At 61.9% G+C, this 14,533-nt stretch carries 12 protein-coding genes; 6 read left to right on the top strand and 6 right to left on the bottom strand.

What is annotated here, in order from left to right; genetic code table 11:
* Positions 1–45 precede the first annotated feature (45 nt).
* On the top strand, positions 46–1,089 hold the full coding sequence (gene recA / locus EGJ86_RS15440) for a recombinase RecA (RefSeq protein ID WP_106734992.1): 1,044 nt from the start codon (positions 46–48) through the stop codon (positions 1,087–1,089).
* An 11-nt stretch (positions 1,090–1,100) separates the two neighbouring features.
* A complete protein-coding gene (gene recX / locus EGJ86_RS15435) occupies positions 1,101–1,562 on the top strand; it encodes a recombination regulator RecX (protein ID WP_125835724.1) in 462 nt (153 codons plus the stop codon).
* Positions 1,563–1,575: 13 nt separating this feature from the next.
* Here recX and EGJ86_RS15430 read toward each other — a convergent pair whose 3' ends face one another.
* A complete protein-coding gene (locus EGJ86_RS15430; protein ID WP_125835723.1) occupies positions 1,576–2,457 on the bottom strand; it encodes a DUF6685 family protein in 882 nt (293 codons plus the stop codon).
* A gap of 144 nt (positions 2,458–2,601) precedes the next feature.
* Between EGJ86_RS15430 and EGJ86_RS15425 the strand changes: the two genes are divergently transcribed.
* Both EGJ86_RS15425 and EGJ86_RS15420 read left to right on the top strand, forming a co-directional pair.
* On the top strand, positions 2,602–2,823 hold the full coding sequence (locus EGJ86_RS15425; RefSeq protein ID WP_106734994.1) for a DUF2835 domain-containing protein: 222 nt from the start codon (positions 2,602–2,604) through the stop codon (positions 2,821–2,823).
* A gap of 86 nt (positions 2,824–2,909) precedes the next feature.
* Positions 2,910–3,932, top strand: coding sequence for a quinone-dependent dihydroorotate dehydrogenase (locus EGJ86_RS15420; RefSeq protein WP_125835722.1), 1,023 nt, complete (start codon positions 2,910–2,912; stop codon positions 3,930–3,932).
* Positions 3,933–4,025: 93 nt separating this feature from the next.
* Here EGJ86_RS15420 and rmf read toward each other — a convergent pair whose 3' ends face one another.
* A complete protein-coding gene (gene rmf / locus EGJ86_RS15415) occupies positions 4,026–4,241 on the bottom strand; it encodes a ribosome modulation factor (RefSeq protein ID WP_003244273.1) in 216 nt (71 codons plus the stop codon).
* Positions 4,242–4,656: 415 nt separating this feature from the next.
* Here rmf and rlmKL point away from each other — a divergent pair, with 415 nt between their 5' ends.
* Complete coding sequence (rlmKL, locus tag EGJ86_RS15410; RefSeq protein ID WP_125835721.1) at positions 4,657–6,837, top strand: bifunctional 23S rRNA (guanine(2069)-N(7))-methyltransferase RlmK/23S rRNA (guanine(2445)-N(2))-methyltransferase RlmL; 2,181 nt, start codon at positions 4,657–4,659, stop codon at positions 6,835–6,837.
* A 71-nt stretch (positions 6,838–6,908) separates the two neighbouring features.
* Here rlmKL and dacB read toward each other — a convergent pair whose 3' ends face one another.
* Complete coding sequence (gene dacB, locus EGJ86_RS15405) at positions 6,909–8,345, bottom strand: D-alanyl-D-alanine carboxypeptidase/D-alanyl-D-alanine-endopeptidase (protein WP_125835720.1); 1,437 nt, start codon at positions 8,343–8,345, stop codon at positions 6,909–6,911.
* A 246-nt stretch (positions 8,346–8,591) separates the two neighbouring features.
* Between dacB and EGJ86_RS15400 the strand changes: the two genes are divergently transcribed.
* The gene (locus EGJ86_RS15400) at positions 8,592–8,933 is read left to right on the top strand and encodes a YggL family protein (RefSeq protein WP_045735171.1); all 342 of its coding nucleotides are present in this window, start codon (positions 8,592–8,594) and stop codon (positions 8,931–8,933) included.
* 136 nt (positions 8,934–9,069) lie between these two features.
* On the opposite strand, the gene EGJ86_RS15395 is transcribed toward EGJ86_RS15400, so the two are convergent.
* The 3 genes from EGJ86_RS15395 to EGJ86_RS15385 form a co-directional block, all read right to left on the bottom strand.
* A complete protein-coding gene (locus EGJ86_RS15395) occupies positions 9,070–12,021 on the bottom strand; it encodes an HD domain-containing phosphohydrolase (RefSeq protein WP_125835719.1) in 2,952 nt (983 codons plus the stop codon).
* A 70-nt stretch (positions 12,022–12,091) separates the two neighbouring features.
* Entirely contained in the window at positions 12,092–13,156 is a 1,065-nt protein-coding gene (locus EGJ86_RS15390; protein ID WP_125835718.1) for an FUSC family protein, read from the bottom strand.
* Positions 13,157–13,168: 12 nt separating this feature from the next.
* On the bottom strand, positions 13,169–14,500 hold the full coding sequence (locus EGJ86_RS15385; protein ID WP_106735000.1) for a deoxyguanosinetriphosphate triphosphohydrolase: 1,332 nt from the start codon (positions 14,498–14,500) through the stop codon (positions 13,169–13,171).
* Between the last annotated feature and the right edge of the window lie 33 nt (positions 14,501–14,533).

The raw sequence follows: 14,533 nt of genomic DNA, 5'->3' as shown, positions 1-14,533 counted from the left end.
GTTGTTGGCGGCCCTAGGGGCCCTTGTTAATACGTGAGGATGGTAATGGACGAGAACAAGAAGCGCGCTTTGGCGGCTGCCCTGGGTCAGATCGAGAAACAGTTCGGCAAGGGCGCGGTCATGCGCATGGGCGACCATGAGCGTCAGGCCATTCCGGCCATCTCCACCGGCTCGCTGGGGCTGGATATCGCACTGGGTATCGGCGGCCTGCCGAAGGGACGTATCGTCGAGATCTACGGCCCGGAGTCCTCTGGTAAGACCACGTTGACCCTGTCGGTGATCGCCGAAGCGCAGAAGCTGGGCGCCACCTGTGCCTTCGTCGATGCCGAGCATGCACTCGACCCGGATTATGCCGGCAAGCTCGGCGTCAACGTCGATGATCTGCTGGTATCGCAGCCGGACACAGGGGAGCAGGCGCTGGAAATCACCGACATGCTGGTGCGCTCCAACGCTATCGACGTGATCATCGTCGACTCCGTGGCAGCTCTGGTGCCCAAGGCGGAAATCGAAGGCGAGATGGGTGACATGCACGTAGGTCTGCAGGCGCGTCTGATGAGCCAGGCGCTGCGCAAGATCACCGGTAACATCAAGAACGCCAACTGCCTGGTGATCTTCATCAACCAGATTCGTATGAAGATCGGCGTGATGTTCGGTAGCCCGGAAACCACCACTGGTGGTAACGCCCTGAAGTTCTACTCCTCGGTTCGTCTGGATATCCGCCGTACTGGTGCGGTAAAGGAAGGCGAAGAGGTCGTGGGCAGCGAAACCCGCGTGAAGATCGTCAAGAACAAAGTCGCACCTCCTTTCCGCCAGGCTGAGTTCCAGATCCTTTACGGCAAAGGCATCTACCGTAATGGCGAGATCATCGATCTCGGCGTGCAACAGGGCCTGGTCGAGAAGTCGGGTGCCTGGTACAGCTACAAGGGCAACAAGATCGGTCAGGGCAAGGCCAATGCGGCCAAGTACCTGGAAGACAATCAGGAAGTGGCGCGCGAGATCGAAGGTCTCATTCGCGAGAAGCTGCTGGTCAGCAGCACTCCGGCCAAGGCTCCGGCTGCCGATCTGGCTGATGCTGAAGTCGACTTCTAAGTCGTCAGAGCATGACCGTCGTACTGGATAACCCGCTCGCCGTCAGGCGGGCGGCCATGGATCTACTGGCGCGGCGTGAACATGGACGTGTCGAACTTACGCGCAAGTTGCGCAAGCGTGGTGCCCCCGAGGATATGATCGACGCGGCTTTGCAGCGGCTATCGGAGGAGGGCTTGTTATCCGAGGCCCGCTATCTGGAAAGTTTCGTCGCTTATCGTGCGCGTGCTGGTTACGGGCCGTTGCGTATTCGCGAGGAGCTCGGCCAGCGTGGGCTTGCGCGTAGCGATGTCGATCAGGCTCTGCGTGAAAGTGGTATCGACTGGTTCGAGCAGTTGCGTGAAACCTGGCAGCGCAAGTTTGCCAGTCGGCTTCCTGGGGATGCTCGAGAGCGTGCTCAGCAAGGCCGGTTTCTGGCCTATCGTGGTTATTCTCTGGATATGATCGGGCGTCTGTTGCGCGGTTGCGATGAATAGCCCGTCAGTCTGCTCAGGCTGGCTGGATGGCCAACTGACGTAGATGGCTCGGCACGTCTGGTGCGCCGGCCAGGCGCAACCCCTCGCCAAGTGCAGTGGCTTCTTGATGCTCTTTGGGCAGGAGGAGGAACTCCGGGGTGCCGGCTTTCTTCAGTAGCGACAGGCGTGCATAAGGGATGCCGTTGTCCAGTAGCAGCCCCATGAAGCTGGGATCGCTCCACGCTGCTTCTGGCATGGCCAGTACGTGATAGCGATTTTGCAGGTTGTCCAAGCCCGCTTCATTCAAACGATAGCGAACCAGATTGGCTGGCAGCAGCACTTCCAGTTCGCGTCTGCGCGCATAGACGATTGCTCCGGCGAAGGCTTCGCCGTGCATCTCCCCAGACCAGAAGGTGCGCGAGCCGCGCCAGTTGGCCTGGCGAAGTTCTATCGGCTCGCCAGCGAGAAAGCGCGGCAACGCCTGGCTGACGGTCTTGACGAAATCCTTGTAGCTGATGATGCGCACCTGCTTGCAGTGTTCGCTTGCCGCGTAGTCTTCGAAACTCACGTAGCCTGGTACCGGACAAGGGCAGGCGAAGCCATCGATCAGGCGCAGATCGAACGATTGCAGTTGCTGGGTTTGCGCTTCCACCACTTGAGTCAGTGCGGCGTGGGCCTGTGCTTTGTCTTCCTGCACGGGGCCGGAAAGTGCGCCGCGAGGCAGGTTGAGCAGAAGCTGCAGTTGCGGGCCGTCGTGCCAGCCAATGCTTTCGACCGCTGCTGGCAAGGGTTTGAATGGCAGGCGCAGAGCGCTGGCCCTGGCGAATATCTGCCGTGAGCTGCGGCCGAGCAGGCCCATGCGCTGAGCCAGTGCAGCCAGGCGGCTGCTGAGAGTTGAGGATTCGGACAGGCTCATGGCCGGCAGATCGCTCCTGAAGCGTCTGCTGCAGTGTGGCAGACGCGGATGGCTATTGCCCATATAGCGTAGCGCGGCGCGTGAGTGCCTGTCGCGTTACAGGTCTGTGGCAAAATAGCCGCATTCATTTGCGAGGGTGCCTCCATGCCCAGCTTGGTGCTGGATATTGCGTTATCGGCCGAACGGTTGCAGGCCATCTATCGTGGCCAAGCTAACCGGATTATGGCGCAAAGCCGCGACGGGCGCCGCGTCAGTTTGCCGGCTCATCATTTGCGGCCGTATCTGACCCACGCCGGTATCTTTGGTTCCTTCGTGCTGGAATTCAATAGCTCCGGCGAGTTACTGAGCTTACGCCCTTTGGACTGATCTGGCGCACTTGCCTCGCGCCGAGGCCGCCTGCGCGGCTATAATCGCCGGCTGCCAACCCTCTACCTGTCGAGCTGAGCCTGATCATGTACTCCCTGGCCCGCGAGCTGCTGTTCAAACTGTCCCCGGAAACTTCCCATGAGCTGTCCATTGATCTGATCGGTGCTGGTGGTCGGCTGGGGCTCAACGGCCTGCTGACCAAGGCGCCAGCCAGCCTGCCGGTAAACGTGATGGGTTTGCAGTTCGCCAATCCGGTCGGTCTGGCGGCAGGGCTGGACAAGAACGGCGATGCCATCGATGGTTTCGCCCAGTTGGGCTTCGGTTTCGTCGAGATCGGCACCGTGACCCCACGTCCGCAGCCGGGTAACCCCAAGCCACGACTGTTTCGTCTGCCGGAGGCCGAGGCGGTAATCAATCGCATGGGTTTCAACAACCACGGCGTCGATCGTTTGCTCGAGCGGGTCAAGGCAGCGAAATTCAAGGGTGTGCTGGGTATCAATATCGGCAAGAACTTCGATACGCCGGTCGAGCGGGCAGTGGATGATTATCTGGCTTGCCTGGACAAGGTTTATGCCCACGCCAGTTACGTCACGGTCAACGTCAGTTCACCCAATACGCCGGGGCTGCGCAGTCTGCAGTTTGGTGATTCGTTGAAGGAGTTGCTTGAGGCGCTGCGTCGTCGTCAGGAAGATCTGGCTCAGGAGCACGGCAAACGTGTGCCACTGGCGATCAAGATTGCCCCGGACATGAGCGACGAAGAGATCGCGTTGGTGGCATCTGCGTTACTGGGTGCCGATATGGACGCGGTGATCGCCACCAACACCACGCTCAGTCGTGAGGGCGTCGAAGGGCTGGCCCACGGGGATGAGGCAGGTGGTCTGTCGGGTGCACCCGTACGTGACAAGAGCACGCATATCGTCAAAGTGCTGGCCGGTGAGTTGTCGGGGCGTCTGCCGATCATCGCGGTTGGCGGTATTACCGAAGGCAAGCATGCGGCGGAGAAGATCGCTGCGGGTGCGAGCCTGGTCCAGATCTATTCGGGGTTCATCTACAAAGGACCGGCGCTGATTCGCGAGGCGGTTGATGCGATTGCCGCGCTGCGCAAATAAGCTGCGTAAATAAATAGGGCTCCCGAAGGAGCCCCTGGGCTTGCGCCCGCCGCCCGGAGGGGGTCGGCATGGTGAAGTCGGGTGTGTTCCTGATCAGCCGACAGCGTGAAGTTCGTTGAGTCTATGAATACCGGCTGTGCCGGTCAGCCCATCCCAGTTATCGCCACGGCCCTCACGCCAGCCATTGAGCCAGGCCTGACGAACCGAAGGTAGGGTAAAGGGGCAAAGTTCGCGGGATTTACCATTGATGCCGTACTGATAGCCGCGCAAAAAAGCTCTTTCTAACGGATCACGCTTAAGTCTTCTCATAGGGTGTTGCCCTCACTGTTGACTGTTATGTCCCGTTGGCCTTGTGGCAAGGCCGGGCAGAATCTTCTGCCTGCGAAAGTCCGCTGCCGGCGTGGCGAACTTTCTGTGCCTTCGCCGTTGCAGCGAAAGCCTTAGGTAGTGTTCTAACGAATGCACCGGGGCCTGTGAATGATCGATTTGTCATAAGGGCGTAACCTAAATGCGGGTGAGGCCATAAGGGGGCTGGTGATACGTCCAGCCTCTTTCGGCCAGGCGCCGTCATATCTGGCTATGCACGCAGATGCCGTCATTTTGCTAGTGCAAATGAGAGTGCTTGCTTATTCCGACGAAGGGTCGCGCTGTGACCTTTTGTCACTTATTTTGAGTCGAGGTGCGCCGCCGCACCTCTCTGATTGCCATAGGCAGTGGAACATCCATGTCTGATCGTTACGAAATCGTGCTGACCTGCCCCAAGGGGCTCGAAGGGCTGTTGCTGGAAGAGGCCAAGGCTCTGGGGCTGGAAGAAGCGCGCGAGCAAACGGCCGCGATCCGCGGCCACGCTGAAATCGAGGTGGCCTATCGACTGTGCCTGTGGTCGCGCCTGGCCAACCGCGTGCTGTTGGTGCTGTCGCGTTTTGCCATGAACAACGCCGACGAGCTTTATGATGGCGTGCAGGCGATCGACTGGCGAGACCATCTTGAGCCGTCCGGCAGCCTGGCAGTGGAGTTCAGTGGCAACGGTTCAGGTATTGACAACACCCACTTCGGTGCACTCAAGGTCAAGGACGCGATTGTCGACCGGTTGCGTACCGCGGGCGGCGAGCGGCCCAGCATCGACAAGCTCAACCCGGACCTGCGCGTGCATCTGCGCCTGGACCGCGGTGAGGCGGTGCTTTCTCTAGATCTTTCCGGTCATAGCCTGCACCAGCGCGGTTACCGCCTGCAGCAGGGTGCTGCGCCGCTGAAGGAGAACCTGGCTGCCGCGGTGTTGATCCGTGCCGGTTGGCCGCGCATTGCCGCTGAGGGTGGCGCCCTGGCTGACCCGATGTGCGGTGTGGGCACCTTCCTGGTAGAGGCGGCGTTGATGGCAGCCGATATCGCCCCCAATCTCAAGCGTGAGCGCTGGGGCTTCTCCAACTGGCTCGGCCACGTACCGGCAATCTGGAAGAAGCTGCACGCCGAAGCCGAGCAGCGCGCGGCAGCGGGTCTGGCCAAGCCGCCGTTGTGGATTCGTGGTTACGAAGCCGATCCGCGGCTGATCCAGCCTGGGCGCAATAACGTCGAGCGCGCCGGTCTGTCCGACTGGGTGAAAATCTATCAGGGCGAGCTGGGCAGTTTCGAGCCGCGCCCGGACCAGAATCAGAAGGGCCTGGTGATCAGCAACCCGCCTTATGGCGAGCGCCTGGGCGACGAAGCCAGCCTGTTGTATCTCTATCAAAACCTCGGCGAGCGCCTGCGCCAGGCCTGCCTGGGGTGGGAAGCGGCGGTATTTACCGGCGCGCCCGAACTGGGCAAACGCATGGGCCTGCGCAGCCACAAGCAGTACGCGTTCTGGAACGGCGCACTGCCCTGCAAACTGTTGTTGATCAAGGTGCAGACCGAGCAGTTCGTTACCGGTGAGCGGCGTGCGCGCGAAGACGATCAAGAGCCAGCGCAGGATGCGCCGCAACAGGCGCGTCTGTCCGAAGGCGGGCAGATGTTCGCCAATCGTCTGCAGAAGAATCTCAAACAACTGGGTAAGTGGGCGCGCCGCGAAGGTGTCGAGTGCTATCGGCTGTACGATGCCGACATGCCCGAGTATGCCGTGGCAGTCGATCTGTACCGCGACTACGTACATGTTCAGGAATATGCCGCGCCCCGTTCGATCGACCCGGACAAGGCGCAGGCACGCCTGCTCGATGCCCTGGCCGCGATCCCGCAGGCGCTGGGCGTGGCGCAGAACCGCGTGGTCATCAAGCGTCGTGAACGCCAGGCGGGTACCAAGCAGTATCAGCGTCAGGCCGCGCAGGGCGAGTTCATGGAAGTGAACGAAGGCGGGGTCAAGCTGCTGGTCAACCTCACCGATTATCTGGATACCGGGCTGTTTCTCGATCACCGCCCGTTGCGCCTGCGTCTGCAGCGCGAGGCGGCCGGCAAGCGGTTCCTCAACCTGTTCTGTTACACTGCGACGGCCACCGTGCATGCGGCCAAGGGTGGCGCGCGCAGCACCACCAGCGTTGATCTGTCAAAAACCTATCTGGACTGGGCGCGCCGTAATCTCGCACTCAACGGTTTTTCCGACAAGCACCGCCTGGAGCAGGGCGACGTGATGGCTTGGCTGGGGGAGGATCGTGGTGAGTATGAGTTGATCTTCATCGACCCGCCGACCTTCTCCAACTCCAAGCGCATGGAAGGTGTGTTCGATGTGCAGCGTGACCACGTCGAGCTGCTCGACCTGGCCATGGCGCGTCTGGCCCGTGGCGGCGTTCTGTACTTCTCCAACAACTTCCGCAAGTTCCAGCTGGATGAGAGCCTGGTGGCGCGCTATCAGGTCGAAGAAATCAGCACGCAGACGCTGGACCCGGACTTCACACGTAATCCCAAGATCCATCGCGCCTGGCGCTTCACCGCCCGCTGATTACGTCGTTCGGACACAATCCGGGGCCTGGTTCATGAAAACCCCCAGATTGCATCCGGGCTGCGTGATCGTCAGCGCTTGGGTTGGCTGTAGGTGTCGAGCAGTACCTGATCGAGAATCGAGGTGGCGCCCCAGGGTTTCGGGTCGTTGAGGATGGCGACCACGGCCCAGTCCTGGCCGTTGCTGTCGCGGCTGAAGCCGGCGATGGCGCGCACGTTATTCAGGGTGCCGGTCTTGATGTGTGCCTCACCCACTAGCGGCGTGCGCTGCAGGCGCCGACGCATGGTGCCGTCCATGGCCACCAGTGGCATCGAGCTGCGGAACTCGGCAGCGTAAGGGCTGCGCCAGGCCGCCTGGAGTATCAGCGCCATTTCCCGTGCGCTGATGCGCTCGGCGCGCGACAGGCCAGAGCCATTCTCCATCACCAGATGTGGCGCTGTGATGCCCTTGCGTGCCAGCCAACTGCGGATGACGCGCTGCGCGGCCATGGAGTCATCCTTGTCGGCTTCGGTACGGAACTGTGCGCCAATACTGAGGAACAACTGCCGTGCCATGGTGTTGTTGCTGTACTTGTTGATATCGCGGACGATCTCCACCACATCGGGCGAGAAGGCGCGTACCAGCATGCGGGCTTTTTCCGGCACGGGGCCTTGGCGGTCCTTGCCGAGGATCTTGCCGCCCAGTTCCTGCCAGATGCCGCGTACCGCGCCCGCTGCGTAGCTGGGGTGGTCGAGCAACGACAGGTAGGTCTGCGCATTGCAGCCTTCGGCCAACTGGCCACTGACGATCAGTGTGGTGCCATCGAACTGATCCACTGCGTTGTAGCGAATGTCGGGCCAGGATGGGCACTTTGCGGCCTTGAGCAGGCGGACCTGGTTATCGATACGGATCGAGGCGATGGGCGGGTCCATGGCGATGCTCACCTTGCCGTCTTCGGCACGGGTGATGAAACGTTGCGCCTTGAGGTTGACCAGCAGCGAGTCGGGCTTCACCAGGAACGGCTTGTTGGCATCGCCGCCATCGTCGTTGAACGCCGGCAATTGTGGGGCGACGAAGAAGCTGCGATCGAGCACCAGGTCGCCCTGGACCTGACGCACGCCATTGATGCGCAGGTCGCGCAGCAACAGCCAGAGTTTCTCCATGTTCAGTTTCGGGTCGCCGCCACCCTTGAGATAGAGGTTGCCATGCAGCACGCCATCCTTCAGCGGGCCGTCGGCATAGAACTCGGTCTTCCACTGATGGTTGGGCCCCAGCAGCTCCAGTGCCGCGTAGGTTGTCACCAGCTTCATGGTCGAGGCCGGGTTGACCGAAACATCGGCATTGAACTGCAGGCCGCCAGCCTGGCCGCCCAGAGGCACGGTCATCACCGACAGCGAGTTGTTGGAAATCTTGTTGGCCTTCAGGGCCTGCTCGACCTTGGCGGGGAGTGCGGCGCTAGCAGCATGGCAGGACAGGGCGAGGGGGAGAAGCAGGGCGCTCAGCGCCAGTTGGCGAAACCGCTGGATCATCGACAAGAACCTTCCGCAGTCAGGCGGGAGTAACGAGGGAGACAGACAAACGACAGTCCGACTCGGGGAAAAGTTGCTGGCATTATGCAGCAAGAATCGGCTTGCAGTCGGCCTCGTCTATTTAAAAACAGTCACTGCAAACAGCTGGCGTTCAACATGTTCGAGGGGCTGCTGGGCGACACAAGCAGGCGCTCTGCCTGCGAAACTGCTAGAGTGCCGCGCGTTATTACCTTTGAGGATTGTTTCATGGCGACCAACCGTTCCCGCCGTCTGCGCAAGAAGCTCTGTGTCGATGAATTCCAGGAGCTGGGCTTCGAGCTGACCCTGAACTTCAAGGCTGACCTGAGCGATCAGACCCTTGACGATTTCGTCGATCAGTTCCTCGATCAGGCCATCGCCGGCAATGGTCTGGATTACGTCGGTGGCGAAGACTTCGGCCTGGTCTGCCTGGCCAAGCGTGGCTCGGTCAACGAAGAGCAGCGCGCTGCCGTCGAGGCCTGGCTGAAAGGCCGTGACGAACTGGAGAAGTTCGAGCTCAGCCCGCTGCAGGACGTCTGGTACCCGGAAAACCCGATCAACCAGGCTTGATCGCTACTCGGCGCCGGGTTCCCAGGCGCCGCCTCAGCTTTTGGCTGCTCCAGGCCACGGCCTGATACCTGACTGCAGGAGCGGCTCTGCTCTCGAGTCGAAGCGTTGACCAACGTTTCGCGAGCAGAGCTCTCTCCTACAGCACTCCTGCCTTTTCCAAGACCATCTGTTCGTCCACCTGATCGATCTGTTCGGGCTGCATGAAACGTTCGGCGTAGCGCCGATAGATGCCGGCGCGAATGAACAGTGCGAACAGCTGCGGGTCGATGTGCGCGCCCTTGCACATGCCGACCATGATGTTCAGCGCCTCTGACAGCGTCTTGCCTTTCTTGTAGGGGCGATCCACCGCTGTCAGTGCTTCGAAGATATCGGCGATTGCCATCATGCGTGCCGGCAGGCTCATTTGCTCGCGCTTCAGGCGTTTGGGATAGCCGCTGCCGTCCATCTTCTCGTGGTGCCCGCCGGCGATCTCGGTGACGCTCTGCAGATGCTTGGGGAAGGGCAGGCGGTCGAGCATCAGGATGGTCTGCACGATGTGATGATTGATGATGTAGCGCTCCTCGGCCGTCAATGTGCCGCGGGCGATGCTCAGGTTGTGCAACTCGCCGCGGTTGAACTTGTACGGCGGTACTTCCAGCTTGAAGCCCCAGGGATTGTCCGGTGCGATCACCTCCTGGCCAACGCGCTCGATCAGGTGCTCGGGGCGGTCGGCTAGCAGCGGTTCTTCCACCGGCAGGCTTGCAGGTGTCGAGCGTTCCAGGCGCTTGGCTTCCTCCCAGGACACGCCGAGGCGATTATCCAGAGTGCGTAGCCAGCGGCGTCCGGCGATCTGCTGCAGGCGCGCCTGGTCGGCATCGGCCATGGCTTCGCCCCCCAGATTGATGCGGGCGATGAAGGCGAACTCATCGTCCAGATCGCTCAGCAACTGGTCACGCAGCCTGGCCAGCGCCGCCTCCTCGCCACCTTCGGTGCGGGCACGCCAATAGGCGATCCAGGCATCGCGCTTGAGCACTTCGAAACGCATGCGCACTTCATGAATGCGGTCGTACAGGGTTTCCAGTTTGGTCGCCTTGTCGACCACGTATTCTGGCGTGGTGACCTTGCCACAGTCATGCAGCCAGGCGGCGATATGCAGCGCCTCCCATTCTTCGTCGCTTGGGTGGTAATCACGAAACTCGGGGGCGTTGCTCTCGGCAGCGGCGCGCGCCAGCATCAGGGTGATTTCCGGTACGCGCTGACAGTGGCCGCCGGTATAGGGACTCTTGGCGTCGATAGCGCCGGCGATCAGCTGGATGAAGGCATCGAGCAATTGCTTCTGCCTGGCCAGCAGACGCTGGCTCTCGATGCATAGGGCTGCACTGCCTGAGACGGCATCTACGAAGGCGACACGGTCGGGGCTGAGCATGCTCTCGCTGTTCTCGCCGGTGTCACGTTGCAGCAGCACCAGCACGCCGACGGTATCGCCCTGACGGTTGTGCAGGCCGGCCGCGATCAGGTGCAGGCGCGGGCTATCCATGGCCGACAGCAGCCCCTGGAATTTCCCCGCCTGATCAAAGCCGATGGAGGTGGCGATGCTGTTACCACCGCTGGCTGGGCGTTGTAACCAGGTGGGCAGGGTTGGGTCGTCATGGGCCAGGCCGTGGATGCCGAGGTCGGCGAGGTTGCGGCTCTGACCGTCGATGATCAGCCCATGGGGCTCCAGACGGTCGCTGTCGTTGTCCAGCAGGTAGAGCAGGCCGCCTTGGGCCTCGCTGATGGAGACGGTAGCGTCCATCACGCGTTTGATCAGTGCTTCGAACTGGGTTTCCGCAGACAGGCTGGCGGCGATGTCGAGGAAGCTCGACAGGGTGTCCTTCATGCTGCTCATGGACACCGCCAACTGGTCGACCTCGAGAATCGGCGAGCGCCCGCTGGCCGGATAGGCGAAGTCGAAGCGGCGGATGGCCTGTGCCTCCTGCACCAGGCTGCGCAGCGGTTTGACCACCAGGCGCGAGGTCAGCCAGCCCAGGGGCAGGCACAGCAACAAGGTGGTGAGGGTGATCAGGGCACCCTGCCAGCGTATGCGGTATGCCTCGGCCAGCAGTTCCTGCTCGGGGACCAGCAGCGCCAGATGCAAACCTTGCGGGCCTCCTTCCTGAATGTGCCGATGGGCCATGGCCCAGCGCTGCTTGGCCAGCTCGATGACGCCTGCGTCCTGTTCGTTCAACTGGCTGGCCAGCAGTTCACCCAGGGCAGGGTTGAGCTCGCTGACCTTGACCAGCGATACCTTGCCGTCGACATCCTTGAGCAGACGGCTGCTCTCGGGGTAGGCCACGGCGTTGCCATCGCTGTCGGCAAGCACCACCTGGGTGTTGGGGGTGACGCGATGGCTGGCCAGGGTGGCGGACAGATCATCCAGGGTCAGGTCTGCGCCGATCACCGTGGTCAGGCCGCTGCGCCTGGCCAGGGTAGTGCCGATTTCCTGGGTGGAGAAGAACAGATAGGGTGCGGTGGTGATCTGCCCACCGTCGCCGCGGGCGCGCTTGAACCACTCGCGTTGCCTCGGGTCATAGGGTTCGCTGAGGTTCTGCCGGCGGCTGAGCGGGTTCAATGAGCCGTCATAGAACAGGTAGTCGCTGTCGGTGCCGACGCTGCTGCGGTCGATGGCCCAGACCTGGTAGGCGGCTTTGTCCGGTGCGTCGAAGCGTTGCTTGAGCATGTCGCTGCGCAGCGGTCTGACCATGAAGAAATCACCATCTTCATAACCCAGGTAGATCGAGGCCAGCTTGGGGTTGTCGCGCAGGGCCTGAACGAACAGCGGCAGCATTTCCAGGCGTTCGTCGAGCGTATCGGCCTGGGTGGCGGGGTGCAGCGCCAGCAGGCTGAGCAGATGGCGTATCGGGCGATAGGTGCTATCCAGATCTTTCTGTACGTCGTACTGGATGCGCTCGAACAGGGTCGAACTGCTGGAGAAGATCAGTCGGCTGGTCTGTTGATAGTTGAATAGCCCCAGCACCACGCCGGTGAACAGCAGTAGCAAGGTGAACAGGACGCTGATGTGAACATGCAGGGGAAAACGGCGTTCGCGCGCAACCGCTGTATTGGGCATCGCACTTCACTCCTTGCTGGCGCTGCAGGCTCCAACAGCATAGTGAAGTGTGGGCGAATCTGCCTAAGCGTTATAAAGGCTGTTGCGAACTCTCTTCGGTCTTGGCCGGTTTGTTCAGTTGCAGGCGCAGGCCATGCACCAGCAAGGCGATCGTCAGGGTCAGGGCGACGCCGATCAGTGCGTTGAGCAGGCGAACCTCGGCAAGGTGCCAGTCATGCGACAGGCTCTCGGCCAGGAGCACGAAGCAGAGGCTGGTCTGCAGCACGAACAGGCCATAGTGATTGGCCTGCAGTGCGCGGCTGAGAAACACCAGCGCCAGCAGGGTCATCACCATCATCGGTGGGCTCTGCAGGCTGTGGCCGAAGATGATCAGCAGGCCGGCTGCGGCGAGGCTGGCCAGGCTGGCCTGCAGGGCGCGCACCAGGCTGCCCTGGAATTCCAGTTGCAGCGTGCTGATGACGGTCAGTGTCAACCAATAGCCGCGCGACAGACAGGCCAGGTTGACGATCAGCCCCGAGGCGGCGAAAGCCAGCATGCAGGCCAGGGCGTGCAGGCGCCACTGTTGGCGCGGCAGGCGCTGCGCGTGACGCTTGAGCACCTTGAGAATGGCGAGAAAGCGCGGCATGTACGGCCACATGCGCAGACCATGCAGGCCGCGCAGGCCGAAGGCCAGCAGCATGACCCAGAGCCCGCCGAGGATGAACAGCGTGGCCACTGCGTAGGGGTTGTGCAGATTGCCGATGCCGAACTGTCCCTGGCCAAGGCACAGGCAGATGCTCAGGCCGATACCCAGCTTGCCGGCTTCGCTACCGAAGCGTTGCAGCCAGGCCAACAGCAGGCCGAACGCTGCAAAAATGCACAAGCTGAGCAGGGGGTGACTACCCGCCCAGAAACCCAGGCCGGCACTGCAGGCACCCAGGCCGGTGAGCAGCAGCATGCGCAGCATGCCGAAGCGGTGCAGCGGGTTGGCCTGGGCGGCCTGAAAAGCACCTGCCGAGGCCCAGAGAAAACCACTGTGAGCAGTGAACAGGCCGAGCACCAGCGGCAGGGCGCAGCCCAGCACCGCGACCACGGCAGGGCCCCAGGCCGGCGGGCCGGCATGCCAGGTGAAACTGTTACGAATCAGGTTCTTCATGCGCTGTTTTCGTCAGATCGGGCTCGAACGGCCGGTCATCTCCCTCGCCATTTCCGTAGCGTAGCTGTCCGTCATGCCGGCGATGAAATCGATCACCCGCATGAACGAGCGATACAGGGGCCAGCCGGGTTCAGGCGCGTAGTAGCTGAGCAGGTCGAGGATGCGCCGATGCTTGAACGACAGCGCACGACCACTGTGCAGCTCCAGTGCTGCACCGCAGAAGGCGTTGAGGAGGATTTCCAGCGTGGTGTAGGCGCCGATTTCATGCAGCGTCTTGCGCTTGTCGTGGAAGATCTTCTCGCGCGCCAGGGATTTCGCGCTCTGCACACAGTGCTTGGCCGCGCCGTGCATGTGTTCGACCAGATCGCCCTGCAGGCCACCACCCAGCAGGGCGTGCTGTTGCTCGACAAAGGCGCCGGCCGCGGCGTTGGTCAGGTGCTCGATGGCTTTGCCGCGCAGGATCGCCAGCTTGCGTCGGCGTGAGTCCTTGGGGCCGAGCTGGCGATAGGTTTCCGGCAGATCATCGCCCACCAGGTCGAGCAGCAATGCCTCCACTTCGGTGTAGTCGAGCAGTTCCATCTCCACGCCGTCTTCCAGGTCGATCAGGCCGTAGCAGATGTCGTCCGCGGCCTCCATCAGGTAGACCAGCGGGTGGCGTGCCCAGCGCTGCGCCTCTAGTTGCGGCAGCTCGAGCTTGGCGGCGATCTGTTCGAGCAACGGCAGCTCGCTCTGGTAGCAGCCGAACTTGTGCTTCTTGTAGCCCTGAGCGTCGGCATGGCGAGCGGTCCAGGGGTATTTGAGATAGGTGCCGAGGGTGGCGTAGGTCAGCCGTGTGCCGCCATCGAACTGGTGGTATTCCAGCTGGGTGAGCACGCGAAAACCCTGGGCGTTGCCTTCGAAATTGAGAAAGTCGCCGCGTTCGGCATCGCTCATCGCATCCAGCCAACCGCGCCCGGCGGCCTGCTGAAACCAGTGGCGAATGGCGTCTTCGCCGGAGTGACCGAACGGCGGGTTGCCGATATCGTGGGCCAGGCAGGCAGACTGCACGACCATGCCCAGATCGCTCGGTGTGCACCAGTTGGGCAGGTCGTCACGCAACATCTCACCGACACGCATGGCCAGTGAGCGGCCGACGCAGCTGACTTCCAGCGAGTGGGTCAGGCGGGTGTGGATATGGTCGTTGCTCGAAACCGGATGCACCTGCGTCTTGCGTCCCAGGCGGCGAAATGCGCCGGAGAAGATGATGCGGTCATGATCCTTGTGGAAGGGGCTGCGACCTAGCTCTGCCGAGCTGGGCGCAGGTTTACCGAGACGTTCACGGGTGAGCAGGGTGTGCCAATCCAAGGCCTATCCTCGCCAGGTTGATCCGGGCCCCTA

Source organism: Pseudomonas sp. o96-267, from assembly GCF_003935465.1.
In the GTDB taxonomy this organism is placed as follows: domain Bacteria; phylum Pseudomonadota; class Gammaproteobacteria; order Pseudomonadales; family Pseudomonadaceae; genus Aquipseudomonas; species Aquipseudomonas sediminis.
Note: the sequence above shows the minus strand (reverse complement) of the source record. Positions and strands in the feature narration are given on the sequence as shown.

Excerpts from the sequence above, each read along its gene's own strand:
- recX (WP_125835724.1), top strand. The coding sequence starts at position 1,101 with ATGACCGTCGTACTGGATAACCCGCTCGCCGTCAGGCGGGCGGCCATG.
- EGJ86_RS15400 (WP_045735171.1), top strand. The coding sequence starts at position 8,592 with ATGGCGACCAACCGTTCCCGCCGTCTGCGCAAGAAGCTCTGTGTCGAT.
- EGJ86_RS15395 (WP_125835719.1), bottom strand. The coding sequence starts at position 12,021 with ATGCCCAATACAGCGGTTGCGCGCGAACGCCGTTTTCCCCTGCATGTT.
- dacB (WP_125835720.1), bottom strand. The coding sequence starts at position 8,345 with ATGATCCAGCGGTTTCGCCAACTGGCGCTGAGCGCCCTGCTTCTCCCC.
- recA (WP_106734992.1), top strand. The coding sequence starts at position 46 with ATGGACGAGAACAAGAAGCGCGCTTTGGCGGCTGCCCTGGGTCAGATC.
- EGJ86_RS15390 (WP_125835718.1), bottom strand. The coding sequence starts at position 13,156 with ATGAAGAACCTGATTCGTAACAGTTTCACCTGGCATGCCGGCCCGCCG.
- EGJ86_RS15420 (WP_125835722.1), top strand. The coding sequence starts at position 2,910 with ATGTACTCCCTGGCCCGCGAGCTGCTGTTCAAACTGTCCCCGGAAACT.
- EGJ86_RS15425 (WP_106734994.1), top strand. The coding sequence starts at position 2,602 with ATGCCCAGCTTGGTGCTGGATATTGCGTTATCGGCCGAACGGTTGCAG.
- rmf (WP_003244273.1), bottom strand. The coding sequence starts at position 4,241 with ATGAGAAGACTTAAGCGTGATCCGTTAGAAAGAGCTTTTTTGCGCGGC.
- EGJ86_RS15430 (WP_125835723.1), bottom strand. The coding sequence starts at position 2,457 with ATGAGCCTGTCCGAATCCTCAACTCTCAGCAGCCGCCTGGCTGCACTG.
- rlmKL (WP_125835721.1), top strand. The coding sequence starts at position 4,657 with ATGTCTGATCGTTACGAAATCGTGCTGACCTGCCCCAAGGGGCTCGAA.